This is a genomic window from Gordonia sp. G4 (genome assembly GCF_057770005.1).
In genome coordinates this window covers 1373149-1390160 of the sequence record NZ_CM173442.1, presented here as the reverse complement: position 1 = coordinate 1390160, position 17012 = coordinate 1373149, and the positions used below count along the sequence as shown (strand labels likewise).

At 67.5% G+C, this 17012-nt stretch carries 11 protein-coding genes and 1 pseudogene; 4 read left to right on the top strand and 8 right to left on the bottom strand.

The features are described 5' to 3' along the window. Positions 1-2: 2 nt before the first annotated feature. Positions 3-752 carry a FadR/GntR family transcriptional regulator gene (locus AC3B5T_RS06110; RefSeq protein WP_010844600.1) on the top strand — a complete coding sequence of 250 codons (750 nt, stop codon included), beginning with the start codon at positions 3-5 and terminating at the stop codon, positions 750-752. Positions 753-759: 7 nt separating this feature from the next. Here AC3B5T_RS06110 and AC3B5T_RS06105 read toward each other — a convergent pair whose 3' ends face one another. The 5 genes and pseudogenes from AC3B5T_RS06105 to AC3B5T_RS06085 form a co-directional block, all read right to left on the bottom strand. Beyond that, positions 760-2214: a wax ester/triacylglycerol synthase domain-containing protein gene (locus AC3B5T_RS06105; protein WP_055475951.1), complete on the bottom strand. Its 1455-nt coding sequence runs from the start codon at positions 2212-2214 to the stop codon at positions 760-762. Next, a pseudogene (locus tag AC3B5T_RS06100) lies at positions 2211-3702 on the bottom strand (HAD-IB family hydrolase). Before AC3B5T_RS06100 ends, AC3B5T_RS06105 begins: the two are co-directional and overlap by 4 nt. Continuing rightward, entirely contained in the window at positions 3699-6017 is a 2319-nt protein-coding gene (locus AC3B5T_RS06095; RefSeq protein WP_055475952.1) for a glycerol-3-phosphate 1-O-acyltransferase, read from the bottom strand. Before AC3B5T_RS06095 ends, AC3B5T_RS06100 begins: the two are co-directional and overlap by 4 nt. A 72-nt stretch (positions 6018-6089) precedes the next feature. Then, positions 6090-6857, bottom strand: a complete 768-nt coding sequence (locus tag AC3B5T_RS06090) for an oxygenase MpaB family protein (protein ID WP_055475953.1) — start codon at positions 6855-6857, stop codon at positions 6090-6092. A gap of 131 nt (positions 6858-6988) precedes the next feature. After that, the gene (locus AC3B5T_RS06085) at positions 6989-7192 is read right to left on the bottom strand and encodes a cold-shock protein (RefSeq protein ID WP_004020476.1); all 204 of its coding nucleotides are present in this window, start codon (positions 7190-7192) and stop codon (positions 6989-6991) included. A gap of 214 nt (positions 7193-7406) precedes the next feature. Here AC3B5T_RS06085 and AC3B5T_RS06080 point away from each other — a divergent pair, with 214 nt between their 5' ends. Beyond that, entirely contained in the window at positions 7407-10838 is a 3432-nt protein-coding gene (locus AC3B5T_RS06080) for a serine/threonine-protein kinase (protein ID WP_055475954.1), read from the top strand. Between the two features lie 148 nt (positions 10839-10986). Continuing rightward, positions 10987-11820, top strand: coding sequence for an aldo/keto reductase (locus tag AC3B5T_RS06075; protein ID WP_055475955.1), 834 nt, complete (start codon positions 10987-10989; stop codon positions 11818-11820). Positions 11821-12190: 370 nt separating this feature from the next. On the opposite strand, the gene AC3B5T_RS06070 is transcribed toward AC3B5T_RS06075, so the two are convergent. The 3 genes from AC3B5T_RS06070 to AC3B5T_RS06060 all read right to left on the bottom strand — a co-directional run bounded on the left by AC3B5T_RS06070 (position 12191) and on the right by AC3B5T_RS06060 (position 14926). Next, positions 12191-12985, bottom strand: coding sequence for a class I SAM-dependent methyltransferase (locus AC3B5T_RS06070; RefSeq protein ID WP_055475956.1), 795 nt, complete (start codon positions 12983-12985; stop codon positions 12191-12193). A 143-nt stretch (positions 12986-13128) separates the two neighbouring features. Further along, positions 13129-13911: a sulfite exporter TauE/SafE family protein gene (locus AC3B5T_RS06065; protein WP_010844926.1), complete on the bottom strand. Its 783-nt coding sequence runs from the start codon at positions 13909-13911 to the stop codon at positions 13129-13131. A gap of 64 nt (positions 13912-13975) precedes the next feature. Next, entirely contained in the window at positions 13976-14926 is a 951-nt protein-coding gene (locus tag AC3B5T_RS06060; protein ID WP_010844927.1) for a DUF808 domain-containing protein, read from the bottom strand. Between the two features lie 439 nt (positions 14927-15365). Between AC3B5T_RS06060 and AC3B5T_RS06055 the strand changes: the two genes are divergently transcribed. Continuing rightward, entirely contained in the window at positions 15366-17012 is a 1647-nt protein-coding gene (locus tag AC3B5T_RS06055) for an acyl-CoA synthetase (protein ID WP_010844928.1), read from the top strand.

The following is a 17012-nucleotide window of genomic DNA, read 5'->3' as shown; positions in this document are numbered from 1 at the left end:
GCATGACCGTCGCCGACAAGCCCGCCACCCGGCGGCCGCGCGGGCAGAAGATGTCCGCGCGGGTGGCCAACATGGTGGCCGAGGAGATCCTCGGCGGCGGCATCGTCGAGGGCCAGCGCCTCCCGACCGAGAAAGAGATGGTCAGCGAGTACGGCGTGGCCCGCACGACCGTGCGCGAGGCGCTGCGTCTCCTCGAGAGCCGCGACCTCGTGACGATCAAGGCCGGAATCGGCGGCGGACCGATAGCCAAACGGCCCGAACTCGATTCGCTCGGCAACATCATGAAGCTCTTCCTCCAGATCAACGGCGCGAACATCAGTGACGTCATCGATGTCCGTCTGATGCTCGAGCCGATGGTGGCCCGGGCCGCCGCGCAGAACGTCACCGACGAGCAGGTCGAGTCGATGCAGTCGGCTCTGGACCGGATGCGGGATCATCTGGAGGACCACGCCAGCTTCCAGGAGAGCAACGCCGCATTCCAGCGCGGGGTGTACGAGGCGGCGGGTAATCCCGCGTTGCGCGTGGTGATGGAGACGTTGTGGCTGCTCGTCCGCGACGCCGAACCCGTGGAGCATCCCCTCGCGACGCGGCGCGCGGCCTACGAACTCCAGCAGGACGTCCTCGACGCGATGCGCGCTCGCGATGTCGAGGCGACCGCGGCAGCGATGGACTTCTTCAACCAGGAATCCGCGCGGTACTACCGCCGCCGGCTCCGCGACATCATCTCCCGGCCCGTGCAGTGGCGGATCTGAGCGTCGGCTACACCACCCGCCGCAGAACCCCCGGCACCACCTCGTCGTCGGCCGCCAGCGCGAGCACCTCACCGAAACCGGCGACGAGGCAGTCCGCGAACAGCTCGAGGTCGGTGACCGCGGCACCATCGGAATTGATTCCGAGACAGGCTGTTCCGTTGTGGGTGATCATCGTCGCCATCATCGCGCAACCGGGGAGCGGGCCGAAGGGAAACATCCGCTCGACCTTGGCGCCGGCCACGTAGGTGTCCCACGGGATGCCCGGCACGTTGCTCGCCTGGAGATCGTTCTGGCTGGTCGTCCCGCTGAACTGCATGAGGACCGAACCGGGGAGCCAGGCCATCACCGAACCGAGGGTGTTGAAGATGTCGACCGCCGGTTCGTGCCTGGCGACGCGCACCTGTTCGCGGATGGTGAGCACGCGCTCGAACGGGTCGGTGATCCCGACCGGTCCGGCCAGTCGACCCACCGCGATGCGGTTTCCGCCGGCCGGATCCTCCGGACGGCGCACCGAGATCGGGATCGCGACCGGCATCGTCTCGATCGGGGTGCCCATCTTCTCGTGATAGAGGCGGAAACCGCCGACGAGCCCGGCCAGGTAGATGTCGTTGATCGACGCATGGGTCGCCGTCGCGGCCGCCTTGAGGTCGGTGAACGGGACCTCGAAGGCGCTGAAACGCCACGACAGGCTCCGGTGCGCGAGCAGCGGGGAACCGGGTGGACTGACCAGACCCGCGACCCGCGGAACCGAGCGCCCGTATCGCAGAACAGAACTCAGTGCTCGCCGAGGGTGGGCCAGGGCGCGTACGCCGCGGAAGGTGGTGTCCACGCGGTGCGGGATTCGCCGGATCTCCTCGCCCACCTGACGGCGTAGCAGGTCGAGGGAGGTGATGTTCACCGGGTCGGGACTCGGTGGTTGCGGTTTGCCCGGGTTGTGCTCGCGCGTGGGCGAATGCAGCTGTGCGAGTCCGATGATGGCGCCCATGCCGTCGGTCAGGGCGTGGTGGGCCTTGAGGAAGTACGCCGCCTTGCCGTCGGGGAGGCCTTCGATCAGCGTGCCCTCCCACGGCGGCCGGGCGGCGTCGAGGGCGGTCATCGCGAGCTGCTCACACGTGACGAGCAGCTCGCGCATGCTGCCGTTGCCGCCCAACCGGATTCGGCGCAGGTGGTAGTGCAGGTCGAAGTCCGGGTCGACCGCCCAGCTCGGCGTTCCGGTGCCGAACGGCGAGTCGACGACGCGCTGCCGGAATCGCGGTGCCATCCGGCTACCCCATTCGTGGGCGGCCATGAGCCGGTCCCAGTCCGGGGCGCAGTCGTACACCTCGAGCATGCAGATCGTCCCGCGCATCCGCCGGTCGGTGTCGCCGCGCCACATGATGGTGTCCACCGAGCTCATGTGCGGCTCGTTGGCCCAGTCCAGCGGCCGGTCCACCCCATCGGTCAGGTCGGTCTCGTCGCTCACAGTTGCCTCTCCTCGGGGACCTCGACCGGTGGTCGGACGTCGTCGTCGGCGAAGAAGTCCAGCGGCCAGTCGGCCAGGGCGCTGACGTACAACTGCCGAACCTCTTCGGCGCGGGCACCGATCTCCTCTGGTGACCAGGTGCTCGTGTCCACCGGCGGCAGGACCATCACCTCGACGGTTCCCGGACGGATGAGTTGCGCTCCGCCACATCAACTCGCCGGTGTTGCGCAGGACCACCGGTACGACGGGAACACCGGCCTGCATGGCGATGTGGAAGGGCCCCTTCTTGAACCGGCCCACCCGTGGGGTGGGCGATCGGGTGCCCTCGGGTGCGACCACCAGCGACATCCCCTCGTCCCGTAGCGCTTTCACCGCGGGCGCCAGTTGTTCGATCGCGCGGCCCGGGTCGGCGCGGTCGATGAACACGAGCCCGGCCTGCTGCAGGATCGGACCGACCACCGGGACCCGCTGCACCTCCTTCTTGGCGACCCCGGTGGCCTCGGACCGGACCAGGTTGATCATCACCGGCAGGTCGAGCTTCGACTGGTGGTTGAACAGGAACACGCACGGGCGTGCCGACGTGAGGTACTCGCCGCCCTCGAGGACCTGCACGTGGATTCCGGCCAGTGACAGCCCGACGTCGGTGCCGGTCGGCAGGGCCTCGACGAGTGCGTGGGGATCGCGTCGGACGAGCCCGGTGGTGACACCCACCGCGGCGGATGCGAGAAAGGAACTGTAGAAGGCGCCGGTTCTGGCCAGCATCCCGAGCCGGTTGTACGTGGGATTCTTCAGGTCGATGATCGGCCAGCCGCGGGATTCGGCCTCCGCCCGGAGGATTCGACGAGGAGACACCGCTGCCGGGTTGCCCACGGACTCGAGGTAGGGGATGTCCTCGTTGCCGTCGCTGTAGGCGAACGAGGCGGTCAGATCGATACCGTGCTCGCGCGCGAGAGTCCGTACCGCGGCGGCCTTTCCGGGTCCCCAGAGCGGTCGGCCCCGGATGTTGCCGGTGACCACCCCGTCGACGACCTCGACGTCGGTGGCGAGCGCGAAGTCGGCCTCGATCTCCCGCGCGATGGGTTCGATCTGGAATCGGGTCGCCGACGACGCGATCACGATGGTGTGTCCCATCTCCCGGTGCGCGCGCAGGATCTGCCACATCTGTGGCCGCAACTTGGCTGCCGTCTCGTATTTGAAGAGGTGTTCGCCGAACTCGATCAGCTCGGCGTACGTCTTGCCGGCGAAGGTCGGGCGCGTGGCGTCGAGTACCTCCGCGTAGTCCTGTTCGGAGACGACGCCGCGCAAGCCGATCAGCAGGAAGTCGGCGAGCTCACCGAACCCGAATTCCATGCTGCGCAACCGTGCCCGCATGATGGCCGCCGCGGAGAACCCTTCGATCAAGGTGCCGTCGTAGTCGAAGAGCGCGGCGACCTTCTTGCCGGTGGGCGCAGATCGGATGGCCCGCATGCGGTCGGTGAAGGCGCTCACGTCGTGACCTCCGACCAGACGGCGGGTTGGATGTCCTCGATCGACGCGATCCGCGCCAGCCGCCCGCGCATCGACTCGACCTCGTCGAGCCAGGCCTGCCGCGCGGCAGCGAGGTCCGCAACGTTCTCGCCGTGGATCAGGTTGCGGTTGTCGGCGAGCTGATAGCAGCCGTCGTAGAGGTCCTTCGACACCGAATCCTTGCTGCGCACAACACCCTGTAGCGACAACTGACGACCGAGTCCCAGACAGTCGGTGATCAGGTCGTCTTTGTCGTGTGACGTCGTGCCGAGTTCCACGAGCTTGGCCGCGAAGACCAGCTGGGCGTCGAAGAACGGCTGCAGGGTGCGTCGGGCCAGGAGGCCGCCCGTGTGCCCGTGCAGTACCTCATAGGTCCATTCCCGGGTCGGGGTGACCGCACGCCAACCGGGGGCGAGCAGGTCGAGTTCGAGGCCGAGGCGGTGTAGGAACTCGGTCTTGGGCGGGAAGAAGAACTCGAACTTCAGCAGGTCCCGGATCCGAAGGGCCTCGCGTTGCGACGCGGCGAGCAACCCCTCGTCGGCGATCGGACCGTCGGCCGTCTCGTCGTATCCGATCGGGGTCTCCTCGGGCGGGATGTCGTCGGCCCGGACCTCGCCGTCGGCCACGGCGAGCATGGCGACCTCGACGATCGCCCGGTCGACGAAATGGTGCAGCGCGCCGTTGCGGTAGTAGGCGGCGACCGCATGGTTGTCCGGCACGATGGACCACACCGGCTCGGACCCGCCGTCGAAACAGCTCACGACGCCGTTGCCGGCGAGGACACGCAGGGTCTGGGTGAGGCCGAGCCCGCGGCACAGGGCTGGGTCCGGTCCGGGCAGCTCGCGCCGGCGGATGTAGTCGAGCAGGGGAGCCAGGATCGCCTCGATCTCGGCGAGGGTGTACGCCCGGTCGTGCGCGCCGAGGAGGGCGAAACCGGCCAGCGACGTGGCCGATATCGGTGTGGCGGAATTGATCTCGTCCATCACCCGGAACGCGACCTTCTCGAGGCGCGCGCGTCCTTCGCCGGCCTCGTCGAGAGCGGTTCGCAACGAGATGGGCGTGCCGAATCGCACCCGCGCCTCACCGAGGTAGTCGCGTTGCGCCTTCGCGTACCGCAACAGCCACCCGACCCCCTCTGGCTTCTTCGTGCCACCGGCATCCTCGGCCGCCATCGCGCCGATCTCCTGGAGCTGGTCGTACACGATCGACGTCGGCACGATCGTGACGTCGGCCTCGTCGAGCTGGCCCACGGCGTCGACGACATAGGTGAGCAAGCCGAGTTTGGGCTTCCGCAGCTTGCCGGTCCGGCTGCGACCCCCCTCGATGTACCACTCCAGATTGAAGCGCTTCTCGACGATGTAGGCGAGGTAGGAACGCATGGCGAACTTGTAGACCGGGTCCGCGCCGAACTTCCGTCGGATGAAGATCATCCCGGCCCGGCGGGCGACCGGACCCACCGGCCAGAACGACAGATTGTTGCCGCCCAGCACCAGATTGGGTGGGAAATCGTTGGTGCGCAACACTTTGGCGAGGACGAGCGGATCGACGTAGGACCGGTGGGACGGCAGGAAGATCAGACCGGTGGACTTGTTGAGCGTGCGCAGGGTGTTGAGGTTCTCGACGTCGACCGTGACGTTCCAGGCCCGCTCGTGCAACCGGTTGAAGGTCGCCGAGAACACGTCGTCCATGAGGCGGCTCTGAGTGGCGACGAAGGTCGAGAGTTTGTCGGTGGCCTCGGCGACCACCGCATCGGTGGGCCGGCCCAGTTCGGCTGCGAGTTTGGCCGCAGCCGTCCGGAATCGAGATGAACTGCTGATCTGCTCGGCGACCAGCCGGGGGACCTTGTAGCGGTCGCCGACGATCTGACGTTCGGCTCGCTCGGCCGACATCGACGCCTGGAACAGGACGAACTGGGCGAACGGTTCACCCTGTGCCTGGTGGTGGGTGTAGCGGGCGCGCAGTTCCGCGATCGTGGCGGGCGCACCGGCGACGACGCGAAGACTGTCCGGCCGTCGTCTGCGGATCAGCGGCTGAACCGCGCCGAGCGGACGCCGCGGATTGGACAGCACCAGCACGTCGCCCAGGGTGACCCGTCGCTCGCCCTGCCGGACGGCCGGCAGCCACACCGCCCGGACCGGGACGAGGAGCGTTTCCGGCGCCATCGCGTCGAAGTCGAGCTCCACCGATCGGGAGATCGTCGCGTCCGGGTAGTTCGCCGATGTCCACTCACGCACTGCCCGCATCTCGCACGACGTGCGGGCCTTGGTCAGCACCACCACCGGATCGGTCACCTGCATCACCCTCACGTCTCCTCGGGCCGCACCACGCCTCATTGTGACGTGGACTACATCGGGGAGGGCGGGTTTTCGTCAGGACGGCCGACGCGCCGCGAGTACCTTGCTGCGCACCTCACCCGGCCAGATGTTGCGGGTGGGGGCGACCGTGTCGGCGGCCCGCAGTATCGATGCGGTGAGCGCCAGGCTGCGCTGGTCGGACCGCGACGGCGTCACGCCGAGATGCTCGGCGGCCGCGGGGTGCTGGATGGCGCGCACGGCGGGGGAGGGGAGTGCGCGGAAGTACCAGTAGTCGGGCCGCAGCAGTTGCGCTCGGTACCACCCGAGCCCCGGGTCGGGATCGAGTTCGGTCACCAGCGCGTCGGCGAAATACTCGTCGAAGTCGGTCAGCGTCGCCGGAAGCTCGCGGGCGGAGATGCCGTATCGGCCGTACCACTCGCGGGTCTCGGCATACAACCGCTCGCGTTCTTCGGGATCGAGCCCCCCGAAGAACACGTCGACACAGGTGAAGAGCGCGTCGACGTAGGTCGCGTGCTCGAAGAGGAAGGTCGCGGGATTGAGTGCGTGATAGCGCCGCCCGTCGGGTCGTCGACCGTGAAAGTGGTCGTGGCTGTAGCGGATTCGGCGCAGAGCGTCGAAGTCGTCCTCATAGGCCGACCGGATGATGCAGGGAGTCGTCCGTCGTTTGTGGACGAAGACACGACTCTCGACCATCGAGAACCGGTGCGTGGCCGAGGCAATCGACGGGTGCAGCATCTGCAGCGAGACGGCTCGGCAGATCGACATGACGAACCGGCGGTCGCCGACATAGCGCCAGAGAAGTGAGTTCTCGTCGAGCGGCACACTCGTCTCCCGTCCGCGTCAGACCAGCATCTGACCACGAACGTTATCAGATATGGCTGTGACGCCCCGGAAACGACGAAACGCCCCGTCCGACCGAGAGGCCGAAGGGGCGTTTCGCGAAAGTCAGGAGCTCAGAGCGCGCTGACGTTGGTAGCCTGGGGGCCCTTGGCACCCTGCTCCACGTCGAATTCGACGCGCTGGTTCTCCTCGAGGTTGCGGAAGCCGCTACCGGTGATGGAGGAGTAGTGGACGAAGACGTCTGCGCCCTGATCGTCGGGAGCGATGAAGCCGAAGCCCTTTTCGCCGTTGAACCACTTGACGGTTCCCTGTGCCATACTGCTGTACTTCTTTCTTCAGTGAGCGCAACCACCAAGACCGATGGCTGCGCTAACAACTCTTTCACAGATGTCGGCGGTTGCAAACCCGAGGGCGGGATCACAGCAGAAAAACTTGATGAATCTTCCCCCGTATCGAACCCTCAGAGGGCCCGGCCCGGCGTGAGTACTCTGGACAGAGCACCAGGCGATCGACACGCGATCGAGGCAAGTCATGGCCGAGAACGATCCGCTGACAACACAACGCGATGCCGTCCGCGACGTCGCCGGTGAACTGGTGGCGTCAGGTTTCACCGACCCGGTCGAGATCGGCCGAGGTGGTTACGGAGCGGTGTACCGCTGTCGGCAGCCGGCCCTGGACCGCGACGTCGCGGTGAAGGTCCTGACCGATCACCTCGACGCCGAGAACCTCGAAAGGTTCGTTCGTGAACAGCGGGCCATGGGACGGTTGTCGGGCCACCCCAACATCGTGAACATCCTCGAAGTCGGTTCCACCCCCGAGGGATTTCCGTTCATCGTGATGCAATATCACCCGCACGCCTCGCTGGATGCGCGCATCCGCAAGGGCGGACCTCTCGCCTGGCAGGAGGTCCTGCGGTACGGCGTCAAACTGGCGGGCGCACTGGAGACCGCGCACCGCGCCGACACCCTGCATCGGGACATCAAGCCCGGCAACATCCTGCTGACCGAATACGGGGAACCACAGCTCACCGACTTCGGGATCGCGCGGATCTCCGGCGGCTTCGAGACCGACGCCGATCTGGTGACCGGTTCGCCGGCATTCACCGCGCCGGAACTGTTGGCCGGTGATCCGCCCTCGGTGGCCGCCGACCTCTACGGCCTCGGCGCGACGCTGTTCTGCGCGCTGACCGGGCACGCCGCCTTCGAGCGTCGCAGCGGCGAGCAGGTGGTCGCCCACTTCCTCCGGGTGGCGAGTGAAGGAGTGCCCGACCTCTCGGCGGCCGGGTTCCCGGTCGAGGTGTCGCGCTGCATCGAGCACGCGATGGCCCGAGAGCCCCGGAACCGTCCTGATTCAGCGGCGGCGCTGGGGGAGGAGCTCCGCGAGGCGCAGCGGCGTCTCGGCGAACCGCCTGACGAGATGGCTCTGCCGGCCGGTCCGGCGGTCTACCCGTCCGCGCCCCAGTCGGCGCGTCGCCGGATCACGACCGGCCCGCCGACGCCGTCGACCAAGTTCCGGCCGCCACTGCGACCGCGCGCCCAGGTCTCGCGTGCCCGGCTCATGGACGCGCTCCGAGACGGGGAACGCCGGCGTCTGATGCTCATCCACGCCCCGACCGGTTACGGCAAGACGACGCTCGCGGCGCAGTGGGCGGAACGTCTCGTGGACGCTGATGTGGCGGTGGCCTGGCTGACGGTCGACGACGGCGACAACGACGTGGTGCGGTTCCTCGCGAACCTCGTCGAATCGCTCGGCCGCGCCGAACCCGAGCTCGTCGGTGACCTGGCCGCCGTCGTCGAGGAGCACGGCGAACGCGCCCAGGAGTACGTGCTCACCTCCCTCATCAACGACATCCATTCCCGCCGCCGAAATCTCGCACTCATCGTCGATGACTGGCACCGGGTGAGCGATCCCGCGGTCCTCGGGGTGATGGACTATCTGCTGGAACACGGATGTCACCACTGGCAGATGATCGTGACGAGCCGCACGCGGGCCGGCCTCCCGATCGGTCGTCTCCGAGTTCACGACGAGATCGTCGAGATCGACATGACCCGTTTGTGTTTCGACGCGGCCGAGGCCGGCCGGTTCTTGCGTGACGTCGCGGGGCTGGAGCTGGGCAACGACGATGTGGACCAGCTGTGGAGCTCCACCGACGGGTGGGTCGCCGCGCTGCAGCTGGCGTGCGTGTCCCTGCGTACCTCGGACGCGCCTACGGAACTCATCGGTCACATCTCCGGACGCCACCATGCCATCGGGGATTTCCTCGCCGAGAACGTCCTCGGCGCCCTGGAACCCGAGGTGTTGCAGTTCCTTCTCAAGGCGTCTCTTCCGGAACGCATCTGTGCCGGGTTGGCCACCGCCCTGACCGGTGAGCCGCGCGGGCAGGCGATGTTGGAGCAGATCGAGATGCAGGACCTGTTCCTGGCCCGAACGGACCAGGCGGCCGAGTGGTTCCGATTCCACTCGATGTTCGCCGAGTTCCTCCGTCGACGCCTCGAACGTGATGAGCCGCAGGTGATCACGTCCTTGCACCGCACGGCGTCGGAGTGGTTCGCGGCGCACCGCATGCTGGCGGAGGCGGTCGATCACGCGCTGGCCGCCGGGGACGTCGACCGTGCGGTGGAACTGGTCGAGACCGATGGTCAGTCGCTGATCGAGCATTCCCGGATGACCGCCCTGCTCGCGCTGATCGAGAAGCTCCCGCCGGTGACGGTCGAGGCCGATCCGATCCTCCAGCTGCAAGTGGCATGGGCGAATCTCTTGCTCCATCGCACGGCGGATGCCGACACGGCACTCGATCGTGTGGATTGCGCGCTCGAGCGATTGCCGCAGGCCGAGGCCGGCGCCGGGATACGTCTGGAGGCAGAGATCGCCCGCGCCTGCGTGGGCGCGATCTCCGACCGCGTCGACGGGCTCGACGAGCTGAGCACGAGGCTCGTCACGCAGACCGACGAGCTGTCGCCGTTCCTGGTGTCCACCGTGCACAACGTCGGAACGCTGAGTGCCATGTTCCGATTCGACTTCGAGGGCGCTCACCGCTGGCAGCAGAGCGCGATCCCGGCGCACCAGCGCAACAAGGGGCCGTTTGCGGTGATGTACGGCTACAGCCTCGACGGGCTGGCCTACCTCGAGCAGCTCGACCTCGACCATGCCGAGGCGTGTTTCCGTGTGGGGCTGCGGTTGTCGCGCGAACGTGGCTCGCCGGTGCTGTCCCAGGGTGCCCGACTCGCCTGTGCTCTCCTCGCCGAGATCCTGTATGAGCGTGGCAAATTGGCCGAGGCCGAGCGGCTCCTCGGTCAGAGCACCCTGATCGGGGCCGCGGAGGGGGTCGTCGACATGATCGAGGCCCGCCACCTCATCGGGGCGAGAGTGGCGTTGTGCCACAACGATCGTGAGACCGCGGCGAAGTATCTCGACGAAGCCGTGGATGTCGCCGGCCGGCTCGGCACCCCACGACTCCGTGCCCTCGCCGAGAACGAGCAGGTGACGCGGCAACTCCCGACTCGGCGGCCGATCGTGCCCCGCGTCGATACCGACCGGGATACGCCGAGCGAGGGCATCGCCGCGGTCGTCGCGCAGCTCGACGCCGAGACCGCGATCCGGTTGCTGATGGATTCCGACGATGGTCCCGACGCGTCCGACGCCGCGTGTCGGCGAGCGCAGTGGTGGGTCGACAGGTTGACCGGGACCGGGCGACGACGGGCGCTGTTGCGGGCGCAACGACTCCTCGCCGTGTGCCTCGCGGCGGCGGGACGGTTCGAGGAGGCCCAGGAACTCACCGTGTCGGTCCTGGAGCAGTGCGGGGCGGCCGGGCTGGTGCGATTCCCGCTGGATGGTGGTGACCGATTCCGGCGGCTAGTCGAGGCGGTCGCGACAGGTATCCGCGCAGGTGAGCGGTCGAATCCGGCGTCACTGCCGCCGGAGTTCCTCGATCAGGTCATCGGCGGCGGGCCGGTTGAACGGTGAGGTGTCGGGAATACCCCGACCGACGGATCGACTTGAACCTGAACGCGGCCACAGCCGGGCGCCTCGACTTCGGGTGTCCCGATCGGCTCGTCCCGAGGACGGCGCCGCGGCCGGTGTCGCCAGACCCCAACAGAGAGGACAAGTTCGCATGACAGTCCCCACCATCACTCTCAACAACGGAATCACGATCCCGCAGTTGGGTTTCGGAGTTTTCCAGATCCCGCCGGACGACACGCGGGAGGCAACTCTCACCGCGCTCGAGGTCGGGTACCGGCACATCGACACCGCTGAGATGTACGGCAACGAGAAGGGTGTCGGCGAAGCGGTCCGGGACTCGGGGATTCCTCGCGACGACATCTTCATCACCAGCAAGCTGAACAACGGCTTCCACGACCACGACGATGCGCTGAAGGCACTCGACGGCACCCTGGCCGACCTGGGCATCGAGCAGATCGACCTCTTCCTGATCCACTGGCCACTGCCCGAGGTGGGCGACTACGTCCAGACCTGGAAGGCCCTGGAGAAGGCCTACGCCGACGGCAAGGCGCGCGCCATCGGCGTGTCGAACTTCCACCAGGCTCACCTGCAGCGTCTGTTCGACGAGGCCGACATCGTGCCCGCGGTGAACCAGATCGAGGTGCATCCGTACCTGTCGCAGAACCCGTTGCGCGCGTTCAATTCCGAGCACGGGATCGCCACCGAGGCGTGGTCGCCGATCGCGCAGGGCAAGGTGACCGACGACCCGGTCATCACCGAGATCGCCCAGGCCAAGGGCCGTTCCCCGGCGCAGGTCACCCTGCGGTGGCACATCCAGCGCGGTGACATCGTCTTCCCGAAGTCGGTCACCCGCGCACGGGTCGAGGAGAACTTCGCCCTGTTCGACTTCGAACTCTCCGACGCCGAGGTCGCCCAGATCGACCGTCTGAACAGCGACGACCGCATCGGCCCCGACCCGGACACGTTCAACTACGTACCGGAGTGACCTGACCCCCCGTCGACTGTGCACCGCTTTTCGTCGACTGTGCACTGTTTTTCATTGACTGTGCGCGAATCCGTGCGGCAACTCCCGCTCCCTGAAGTGTGAGCGGCGCCCCCTGCTCCCTGAGGTGCGAGCGGCGCCCCCCTGCTCCCTGAGGTGCGAGCGAAGCGAGCCTCGAAGGGTTCGGTGGCGTGACGTCGCCGCCCTTCGAGGCTCGTCGCTTTCGCTCCTTGCACCTCAGGGGGCGGGGAGGGTCGTCGCTTTCGCTCCTTGCACCTCAGGGGGCGGGGAGGCTCGTCGCCTTCGCTCCTCGCACCTCAGGGGGCGGGGAGGGTCGTCGCTTTCGCGCGCCTGGACCGCGGGACACGGAGGATCAGGGAAGTGCTTCGGGCCGAGCGGGTTTCGTCAGCGAGGCACGCAGCTGACTGAACCGGAACAGCGCAGGCTCACCGACGACATCGGCGTACCGATCGATGACGGCACCGACGAAGTCGTCGACCGCGCTGTCCGGCAGTCGGCTCGTCCAGTCCGATGCTCCGACCGCGAACCAGGCACGGAAATCGGCAACCGAGTCGAACTGCCAGCGCAGGTCTTTCACCGACAGATCGTCGACGACGAATCCGGCGTCGGTTGCCAGTTCCCCGAATCGGATCGATTCCACGTGAACGTACGGCGCGGTGAAACCGTCGAAGTAGCGCCGCCATTCCGGCTGCGCAGCGACCTCCATGGCCACCTCCTCGATGCTCGGTCGCTCTGTCGCACAAACCAACTGGAGTACCGCCCGGCCGCCGTCGACGAGACTCCGGACGATCCCGCGTAGCGCCGTGCCCTGCTCGTGCACCCAATGCAGTGCGTTGAACGACACCGCGATGTCGAAGTCGTCGTCGAAGGGCAGTGCCAGCACGTCGTCGACGTGGAACTGGACGCGCAGCAGATCCGGCGGGACCCGAAGCAGCGCGCGTTCGATCATCCGGCGCGAGGCGTCGACGCCCACAACCGAGCCCGACGGGAGCCGGTCGGCCAGCAGCATCGTGATGAACCCGTCGCCGCAACCGATGTCCAGCAGGCGTTCGGTTCCGGCGAGTTCCAGATCCCCGATCGATTCCTCGGCGACCATGCGCTGCAATGCGCTCACGTCCGCGTACCGCTCGCCGTCCCAATCGACCATCGCGCGCTCCTCGGTTGTCCTGACCTCCGGTCATTGTCCCCGGCGCCGGCAGTCGTCGCGTGGCTTCGGCGTTTCAGCCAGGCGAGTCCAGCCGTCCTGGCGCGCCCGGCGGCAGGCTCCGACCCTCCTCCACAGACCCAGCCTCAGGCCAGCAAGCGCCACAGGCCGATCAGCCCGACGAGGACGATCACCGCGCGAAGCGCGGGCGGCGAGAGGCGGCGTCCGTAGCGGGCACCGATGAAGCCGCCGACAAGCGATCCGACCGCGATGGCCGCGGCGGCCGACCAGTCGATCCGGTCGAACGCGACGAGCGTGTACGTGACGGCGGCGACGACGTTCACGACCAGGGCGAGGAGGTTCTTCGCCGCATTCATGCGTTGCAGATGATCGGGCACCACCACGCCGAGGATGCCCATCAGCAGGATGCCCTGAGCAGCCGTGAAGTAGCCACCGTAGACGCCCACGGCGAAGGTCCCGACGATCATCGCGGTCATCCGTACGGGACCGAGGTGTTGTGGGGTGAGGTCACCGCCGGTGGACGAGCGGCGGCCCACCCATTTCTGGATGTAGGGCTGGGCGACGACCAGGATCAGTGCGGCGACGAGCAGAACCGGGACGACCGTCTCGAACACGGTCTCCGGGAGGTGGAGCAGAAGCCAGCAGCCGACGATCGCGCCGACGAACGACGCAGGTATCTGCCAGCGGAGGCGCGGCCACTGGCCCTCGAGTTCGCGCCGATATCCCCATGTGCCGGACACCCCGCCGGCCACCAGGCCGATCGCGTTGGACATCGTCGCGGTCACGGGCGGAACGCCGAACGCGACCAGCGTCGGGAACGTGATGAGGGTCCCGCTGCCGACCAGGGCGTTGATGGCGCCCGCCCCGACGCCGGCGACGAGTACGGCGACTAGTTCCCACATGGTCACAGAGTTCGAGGGTGCCCTCCGGCGACAGCGGCGGAGTCACCGGGGGGGGGGGGTTCGACGGGGCTCAGTGCGCGGTCGCGTCCTTCTTCCGACGCGGGATGACGTGCAGGATCGCCACGATGATCGCACCGACCACCAGGCCGACGACGGCGGAGAGCACCGTGCCGGCGGTCCAGGAGAGCACGGCGCCGAAGCCGCCGTGAACCAGCTCGCCGAACCAGTGCTCGACGTCGTGGAGCCGGTCCGCCGGCCAGTGGAAACCGGCTTCGCCCACGTTCACGATCAGGATGTGGCCGCCCACCCAGAGCATGGCGGCGATACCGACGACGGTCAGCGTCGACATGATCTTGGGCATCGCGCGGACCAGACCGCGGCCGATCTTCTGCAGCGCTGTCGAGTCGCGCTGGGCCAACGACAGGCCGACGTCGTCCATCTTCACGATGATCGCGACGACGCCGTAGACGAGGGCGGTGATCAAGAAGGCCACGACCACGAGTACGGCCAGGCGCGTCCAGAAGGGTTCGGACTCCACCGAGGACAGCGAGATGACCATGATCTCCGCCGACAGGATCAGATCGGTGCGGATCGCGCCGCTGACCATCGTCTTCTCGAACTCGGGACCGGCCTGACCGGCGGTCTGTTCCTCCTCGTGGTGGCCGCCGCCGATCGCCTCCCACACCTTTTCGGCGCCTTCGAAGCACAGGAACAACCCGCCCGCGATCAGCAGGTAGGGCAGCGCGCCGGGAAGGAACTGACTCAGGATCATCGCAACCGGCAGGATGATGAGCAGCTTGTTGCGGATCGATCCGATGGCGATCTTCCGGACGATCGGGAGTTCACGGTCCGGACTGAACCCGTGGACGTAGCGCGGCGTGACCGCGGTGTCGTCGACCACCACGCCCGCCGCCTTGACGCTGGCCTTGCCGGCCGCGGCGCCGATGTCGTCGAGAGATGCGGCGGCAGCCCGGGTGAGGGTCACGATGTCATCGAGCAAGGCGACGAGACCACTGGCCACGGGAACCTCCGGTTTCGAAGTACTGAGTACTCGAACAGTATGCCGAAACGGACGCGAGCCAGAGAGTTCGGTGACCGACCGCGTCCGTTTCGCCGGGTTTCCCAGCACGCAGGGCGAGGTCCATGCCGCCTACGCGGCGGCTCAGGTTCGGCGCCACCGTCAATCTGAAGACGGGGGTTGTCAGACTTGGTAGCCTGTCGCCACGAGTTCGCCGTCCGGCTGACCCCGTAGGGGCCGGCGAACGGCGGCCGTGCGCGAGATGCGGTGAACAGTGCAGCGCGACAATCGTTTCGGGTGAAACGGACATCGACCGGCAGGGTCGGCAATATCCTGTGCACCTGTATCGCGACTGGTGACGAGGGTGACCAGAGGTGCGTCGAGCGCGCAGCCGGCCCGAACAGGATGACAACGCGGCTCAGCCGCGAAAGGTGGGGTGGACATGGTCTCGGTGACGGGTGCAGTCGGCACGGTGGTCGAATCGGCGCAGGACGCGTTCGGCGCGTTCAAGGTCCTGCGGCGGTCGGGCCTGGTGGATCCGACGCGGCCCAAGGAACTGCTGACCACGATCAAGCGCGCCAAGATCATCGGTCCGTGCGCAGCGGCGGTGGCGCACGGAGCCGACGAGTACCCCGAGGCCGGGGCGGTCGCCGACGAACACGGCGAGCTGACCTTCGGTGAACTGAACGCACACGCGAACGCACTCGCCAATTTCCTGCTGTCGTCCGGGATCAAGCCGGGGTCGGTCATCGGCGTGATCGCGCGGGATCATCGAGGTCTGCTGACCACCATGAGTGCCGCGGGCAAGGCCGGATTCCGCCTCGCGATGATGAACACCGGCTTCGGCAAGACGCAGTTCGCCGAGGTCGCCGAGCGCGAGAAGATCGTCGCGATGCTCTACGACGAGGAGTTCACCGACCTCGCCGACACCTTGCCCGTCGACACCCTGCGCATCGTCACGTGGGTCGACGGCAACCGCCCGACCGGCGACGGCGTCCGGACCCTCGACGACATCGTCGACAGCGGCGACTCGTCCACCCCGCCCGAGCCGGCGGAGTGGGGTGGGCTCGTCATCCTCACCAGCGGTACCACGGGGCTGCCCAAGGGCGCCCAGCGTTCCAAGATGTCTCCGTTCGCCAGTGCCCTTCTCCTGGACCGCATTCCGTTGCCCCAACGCAGTGCCATGGTGATCGTCTCACCGATCTTCCACTCGACCGGCTTCGCGCTCTGGGGTGTGGGGACCGCGCTGGGCAACAAGACCGTGGTGATGCGCCGGTTCGACGCCGAGAAGACGCTGGCAGCGATCTCCGAGCACAAGGCGGAGGTGTTGGTGGCGGTCCCGACCATGCTGCACCGCATGGTCGCTCTCGGACCCGAGGTCATCGGCAAATACGACGTGTCGTCGCTGAAGATCATCGTGCTTGCGGGTTCCGCACTGTCGCCGACCCTTTCGGAGGCGGTGCAGGACACCTTCGGTGACGTGCTCTACAACCTGTACGGTTCGACCGAGGTGGCGATCGCCACGGTCGCCCAGCCGAAAGAGCTGCGCCTGGCGCCGGGCACGGTGGGTCGTGCGCCGGTCACCAGCCGACTGGCGCTCTTCGACGACGACGGCAAGCGGATCTCCGGAACAAACGTGCGCGGAAGGCTCTTCGTGCGGAATGGCGCCCCGTTCGAGGGGTACACCGACGGCCGCAACAAGGAGGTCATCGACGGGTACATGTCCACCGGCGACATGGCCCGGTTCGACGAGCACGGACTCCTCCACATCGACGGCCGCGACGACGACATGATCGTCTCCGGCGGCGAGAACGTCTATCCGCTCGAGGTGGAGAACCTCCTCGGCCGACATCCCGACATCGACGACGTCGCGGTGATCGGCGTCGACGACGACGAATACGGAAAGCGGTTGCGCGCCTTCATCGTCACGGCCGAACACGCCAATCCGACGCCCGAGGACATCAAGGCGCACGTCAAGGGTCACCTGGCTCGCTACAAGGTGCCGCGCGACGTCGTCTTCGTCGACGAACTGCCACGCAACCCCACCGGCAAGCTGGTCCGCCGGCACCTGCCGACCGGGCCGCTCTGA

Bases quoted from the DNA above. Each gene is read 5' to 3' on its own strand.
- AC3B5T_RS06110 (WP_010844600.1), top strand. From the start codon at position 3: ATGACCGTCGCCGACAAGCCCGCCACCCGGCGGCCGCGCGGGCAGAAG.
- AC3B5T_RS06095 (WP_055475952.1), bottom strand. From the start codon at position 6,017: ATGCAGGTGACCGATCCGGTGGTGGTGCTGACCAAGGCCCGCACGTCG.
- AC3B5T_RS06085 (WP_004020476.1), bottom strand. From the start codon at position 7,192: ATGGCACAGGGAACCGTCAAGTGGTTCAACGGCGAAAAGGGCTTCGGC.
- AC3B5T_RS06080 (WP_055475954.1), top strand. From the start codon at position 7,407: ATGGCCGAGAACGATCCGCTGACAACACAACGCGATGCCGTCCGCGAC.
- AC3B5T_RS06075 (WP_055475955.1), top strand. From the start codon at position 10,987: ATGACAGTCCCCACCATCACTCTCAACAACGGAATCACGATCCCGCAG.
- AC3B5T_RS06070 (WP_055475956.1), bottom strand. From the start codon at position 12,985: ATGGTCGATTGGGACGGCGAGCGGTACGCGGACGTGAGCGCATTGCAG.
- AC3B5T_RS06055 (WP_010844928.1), top strand. From the start codon at position 15,366: ATGGTCTCGGTGACGGGTGCAGTCGGCACGGTGGTCGAATCGGCGCAG.